This is a genomic window from Candidatus Stygibacter australis (assembly GCA_030765845.1).
GTDB lineage: Bacteria > Cloacimonadota > Cloacimonadia > Cloacimonadales > TCS61 > Stygibacter > Stygibacter australis.
Genome location: JAVCDJ010000240.1, coordinates 1 through 5,795 on the forward strand (window position 1 = coordinate 1; position 5,795 = coordinate 5,795).

4 protein-coding genes are annotated in these 5,795 nt (G+C 40.2%); 3 read left to right on the forward strand and 1 reads right to left on the reverse strand.

Translation table 11 applies throughout. The features are described from left to right. From RAO94_12350 to RAO94_12360, 3 genes are all read left to right on the forward strand, one after another. On the forward strand, positions 1 to 2,025 hold a 2,025-nt coding region (locus tag RAO94_12350), incomplete at its 5' end, for an FG-GAP-like repeat-containing protein (protein MDP8323131.1). A 42-nt stretch (positions 2,026 to 2,067) separates the two neighbouring features. Then, positions 2,068 to 2,532 carry a hypothetical protein gene (locus RAO94_12355; protein MDP8323132.1) on the forward strand — a complete coding sequence of 155 codons (465 nt, stop codon included), beginning with the start codon at positions 2,068 to 2,070 and terminating at the stop codon, positions 2,530 to 2,532. A gap of 72 nt (positions 2,533 to 2,604) precedes the next feature. Next, positions 2,605 to 3,735, forward strand: coding sequence for a hypothetical protein (locus RAO94_12360; GenBank protein MDP8323133.1), 1,131 nt, complete (start codon positions 2,605 to 2,607; stop codon positions 3,733 to 3,735). A gap of 19 nt (positions 3,736 to 3,754) precedes the next feature. Here the strand turns inward: RAO94_12360 and RAO94_12365 are convergent, their stop codons facing one another. Then, the gene (locus RAO94_12365) at positions 3,755 to 5,509 is read right to left on the reverse strand and encodes an LPP20 family lipoprotein (protein MDP8323134.1); all 1,755 of its coding nucleotides are present in this window, start codon (positions 5,507 to 5,509) and stop codon (positions 3,755 to 3,757) included. Positions 5,510 to 5,795 lie beyond the last annotated feature (286 nt).

Sequence of the window (5,795 nt, forward strand, 5' to 3'; positions counted from 1 at the left end):
CTTATTTTCGGAGTGGGAACAAAAATTGTCGCTCACAATCTGGATGGTTCAAATGTGATCGGCTGGCCTCAGCAATTGAGTTATTATATCTGGAGTTCTCCTGCCTGTGGAGATATTGATGGTGATGGTGAAGATGAGATTGTAGCCTGCAGCCGTAATAATACTACCGGAAATATCGGTGAATTATATGCCTTTGAAAAAAGTGGAGCGACAGTAGAAGGATTTCCTGTCACATTGGCTGGTGGTGGCACAATGAATGCCTGTCTGGCAGATCTGGATGGAGATGAAGATCTTGAGATCTGCGTAAATGTGCGAAATCATCCCAATGGCTGGACTTATGTATTTGATGGTGATGGGAGTGTATTTCCTGGCTGGCCCCAGCAGCTTGATACTTTTCCGGGCTCAGGAATTTCTGTAGGTGATATCACTGGTGATGATATTCCTGAAGTGATCGGACTTTCTTACAACAGTCTTTATGCCTTTGATACTGCAGGTAATCTGCTGGAAGGATTCCCAGTTTCTGAAGCAGGATATACTTATTCCTATTCTCAGCCTATCTTAGCTGATATTGATGATGATGGCTTGCGTGAGATAATTTATGGTGGCTGTTCTGCAGGTGGAGCAGTATTTGCAGTAAATAGTGATGGAACCTATGCAGATGGCTGGTTTCAAACTGTGGATAACTGGGTATTTGCTAATCCCGCTTTAGGTGATATTGATGGTGATGGTGAATTGGATATTGTGATCGGTGATCAGGTTTCATCTGGCACTCCTATCGATCATATTTATGCCTGGCACGGTGATGGAACGCCTTTAGATGGCTTCCCTGCCGGTCCCACCAATGCTATATATGCCCAGGTTGGGATAGCTGATCTTGATAATGATGAACTACCGGAAATTATGATAGATGATAATTCCTTTGGTAATGGCTATGAATGCTATAATAATGATGGCTCTCATTGCACTGACTGGCCCCTGCCCTGCGGAACAGGCTGGGATAGTGTCACTATGCAAATGACTCCTGTATTTGGAGATTTTGATCTTGATGGGATGCTGGAAATTGCCGGTGCTGCCACAGGATTTTCTTCCTATATAGTTGAATGCTGCATGTGGAATACAGAAAGTACCTGGAATACGGATCTTGCTTATATGCCTCTGGATGGCTGCAATATCCAGCATACAGGTTTATATCCTCAGGAATTTCTACCTCCCCCACCCGTAGCTCCTTCAGAATGTTATGCTACCCTGGTGGATTATAATGATGCAATTATCTCCTGGGTGATGGATGATGCCGGTCAAACAGGCTTTAATATCTATTGCTGTGGTGAATTACTTACCAGTATAGATGATCCTCAGGAGCGTGAATATTACCATTATGCACTTGATAATGGTGATTATGATTACTATGTAACCGCAGTCTATGATGATGTGGAATCTGATCCGTCTCCAGTAGCAGAGATTTCGGTAAACCTGCTGCCACCTCAAAATCTCTCCTGGGATGCAGTTTGCGGAGAAGTTTATCTTTACTGGAACTCACCTGCTGCTCAACGCGATCTCACGGGTTATAATGTATATCGGGATAATGTGATCATAGCCACTACGATAGATACTTCTTTCACTAATATCTTAACTGAGGAAGATACTTATGAATACTTTGTGACAGCAGTTTACAGCGATTCCCTGGAAAGCATTCCTTCTGAGACAGTTTCTATCTATGTTACATCTGTAACCCCAAACGAAGTTCCTGCCTGGGATTTCCAGCTCAATAATTATCCTAATCCCTTCAATCCCAGCACAACTATCTCTTTCCAGCTTGATAATCCTGCTTTATTGAATGTAAAGATCTATAACTGCTCAGGACAATTGATAAAAGCATTTCCTGCCAGTTCTTATCCGGCGGGATATTCCAATATTAAATGGAATGGTAATTCTGATGATAACTTACCGGTTTCTTCTGGTATTTATTTCATCAAACTAAGTTCAGGTAAAAATGTTGTCAGCCGCAAAATGCTGCTGCTTAAATAAGATTTGTGATCAGGGGAGATTTTATCATCTCCCCTGTTTCTTATGAATAAAGTAATATTTTTCTTCTTACTGCTCTATCTTACGGTTTATCTGCAGGCGGATCCTGATTCTCTTCAAGCTACTCATTTTGCTCTTGATATCACCGTAGAAGCTTATGATGCAGATTTTCTGCAGATCTGCGATACTCAGAGCAATTGCTTTTTCCAGGGACTTTATAATGCTGATAGAGGATTCAACCAGACCCTTATCCTGCCGATAACTACTGATTCTCTTTTTATCACACTTGGTGACTCTCTTAAAAGCATAGCTGTAGATCCCGGGCTGGAGAAAATTCTGGTGGATTTCACTCCTCCTCCTCCTTCCTGGCTGCAAAGACTACTCTGGTTAAAGCATGATCTGGAGAGTGTTTTTCCCTTTCTTGCCTTAGTGATTATTTTTATCTTAAAGAAGAATCATGACCGTAAAAAAGAGGAAAATGAAGACATTTCTGACCCTCCTGAAATTTAATCTCATTTTTAATTTGACAAATATCTGATAAATAACAGATTAGCCTCCATTATCGGGTATGGGGGAAATTTCATGAGAATCGTTATTCCTTTTCTATTATTGATTTTACTGATTTTATTGCTGCCTCAGGATAGAACAGCTTCTAATGACTTCGATTTTATGGCTGCTATTACCCAGAAACTTCAAGCTGAAAACACTGAAGAACCTGATGTCCCATTTCTTGATAAATTTCAAATGTATCCTCCCGAACACTGGGAAATGTTTTCAGGGACAGCGTTCTGGGGTAATCTGAATGTATCGAACCCTAAAGTAATGCATACTAATGACACTCCGCTAGATGCAGAAACTCTGGCTGGCTTATCAGCCTGGAGCTTCAGATTCCAATTCAGTGAAGCCTGGATGCCTTCAGCTACTGATCCCTTCTGCGGTTATAACTGTGCAGAATATATACTCCCGAAGGCAGGATATGAAACAGAAATTTATTATAATTCCAGCTTTCATTTCGTGGAAAAAACCCAGGATAAAAAATTTATCAGTCATAGTGATTTTTCCTCAAAACTCACTCAAGGTTTTAAGGATAAGTTAATAACTTTTACTGGTATTATATTTCCCCACCCAAGTTATGGTGTGATGGGAGATATGCAAAAAGCAGGTAAGGCATCTAACATGCCGCGAGATAAAAAATTCCCTTTCCCCTGGGTGCTGATCCAAGTGAAGGGCTGGCATGAGACTGATATCAGCGATCTTTATAAACAATCCCTTATCATGGCTGGACAGCTTTATAATACTGAAAGGATTGGTCACTATGCAAGTGGTACTAATGCTATAAGTGAATGGATAAAAGCCTTGAAGAAAATTGACTATTCGAGCCAGACTGATCCCGATCTGATGGCAAAAGCCTGTTTTACTAATTCCTGGACATATCATTGTCTGATTGAAGCTCGCGAGCTGGCAAAAATATATCTAACTGATAATATTGATAAATTTGATGTTGATAAACAGCTTATTATTGATCTGGCAGGAATATATGACAAAGAAATAGAAATTCTTAAAACAGGTGAAATTGATCTGCTGCCACTTCCTAAATGCCGGGAATTTGATCAATGGAATCTCCACATGAGAGAAGCTCAGATCAATACACTGACCTATTTCCTGGTTCAGGAAGAAGAAGTCAGTTTAATTCTAAATAAAATAAGCCGCTGAAAGTGATCTACCTTATCTATTAATCCATCTGGAAATCATCTACACCAAAAACTGTACCGTCAGCAAATTTCTCAGGCTGCCAGGTTCTGATATAGATTTTAGGTTTCTCAACCTCCTGCAGATCCATCATTAAAAATAAATATCCCTGATCTCCGTAATTCTGGGAAGAATAATTTTGCTTGATCTGAATTGCATACAGTGCACTATCTGGATCATTGCTGTAATGCTTGATATCAGTATCCTCAAACTGGAGATTAACATATTCATTAGCCGCAAATACCTGCCTTAGATGCTCGATATATTCATCCTTTTCATAGCGGATATATTCAGCTTTATCTTTATCAATTGTATTCGTGATGTTTTCTATCTCAAAATCATCATCCTTGAGGATTCTACCTACAATGATCAAAGCATTCTCAGCAAAGATATTATCAATGTAATTAATATCCTCCAGGCAATAAGCGGTCTTGTAATATTCCATGAAGTTGATCAATTGGTATTTCTCCTCCGGTTTCCACATTCTCTCATCTTTTGCCATAATATCACGTATTGCCCGGTCACTTAGACTGAATGTGATGCCCTTTATCTTGCCCTTGCCATCGAACTTGAAATTCACTCTTTCAATAAATTCCGTATCGCTGCCCGGGAAATTGAACCGCATGGGCAGATTGCGGAACTGCTTTTCAGAGTCACTTTCATCAAGCAACATCTGAAATTCATCTTCCAGTACCTCTGCCTGACCATAACAGAGAATATTTTCATAATCGCTGTAGCCTGTTTTTGTGAAATAGTCTTTTAGATCTTCTCTGCTGCCCCTTTTGATGCCTTTGATCACCTCTTCCATTATGTCTTTTTCTTTCAGTTCAGATGTAGATTCATTCTTTCTGATATTAATTACTTCCAGCGTCAATTCATCAGAGGTGATCTCATCTTCCTCACCTATTAATATCAGTTCCCGCTGATTATTATTAAAATAGTCTGCCTCTATTCCTGCTAACACCTTTTGTACTTCCTTATCAAAATTTGCTGCCTGTTCATAACGATACTGGATTTGCAGAGTAAGTGATGGTTCGCTGTAATCCAAAGGCAGTTCTATATATGCCAGTCCGTCATTTACGGAATTATACCTGCTCCAACCGGTTGCTGATGTATAATAACGGTAATTAAGGTTTGCCACACTCTTGCGATCATGGGTCACCCTGTACTTCAGCACTTTACGCTCTTTTTCCTCATCTCTATAGATCTTCTGCAAATCAAAGTTCACACCGTCCAGTAAACTGTTTATCCGGTTAGGTAATAGCGTTTGCAGCGTAATATTCTCATTCTCAGGGCAAAGACTCTCCTTTTCGGGGTATGTAGATAATAGCTCCAGCGACCAGTAATAATTACGCAAAGCATCACCTGCCTGAGCATTCTTTTCTGCTTCTTGACCACATTGATAATAGCTTAGTATCTTCTGCTTTCTGGCAGCAAATATCTTATCCAGATCTTCCCTTTTTATATAGCGCCACACTAATGTTTTATCACGACTTTGTTCCATAATATCCGGCACATTATAAAGTGTAGTACTGGAATATGTATTGATATTGCGCTCCACCCGACTCTTAAATCCGTTTTCATCCTCACTGTCCTTCCTGGTGAAATTAGCTTCCACCTTCACACTTATCTTACTGATCAGGTTCTTAAGTGCCAGATCAGTAGCCTTTTCATAACTATCTGCCTCCCCCATGCCATAAAGATATTCCCCGCTATTCTGCAATTCCGAAATAGTCACAGAATGAAGAGGGAGAAAGATAAGCAGGAAGAATATCAACGTGAGTCGTGAGACGTGAGACGTGAGAAGGGAGAAAACCGTGAATCGGGAGGAAACCGTGAGTCGGGAGTCGTGAGACGTGAATCGGGAGGAAACCGTGAGTCGTGAATCGTGAGTCGTGAATCGAAAAATGCCCCCCACTGATCTCTGATCTTCATAATTTTCCATTCTTGTCAGCCTATGGCTGATTACATTTTCAATTTTCAATTTATTTTCCCTCTCTGTGGTAAATTTTACATTTTACCTT

Bases quoted from the DNA above. Each gene is read 5' to 3' on its own strand.
- RAO94_12355 (MDP8323132.1), top strand. From the start codon at position 2,068: ATGAATAAAGTAATATTTTTCTTCTTACTGCTCTATCTTACGGTTTAT.
- RAO94_12360 (MDP8323133.1), top strand. From the start codon at position 2,605: ATGAGAATCGTTATTCCTTTTCTATTATTGATTTTACTGATTTTATTG.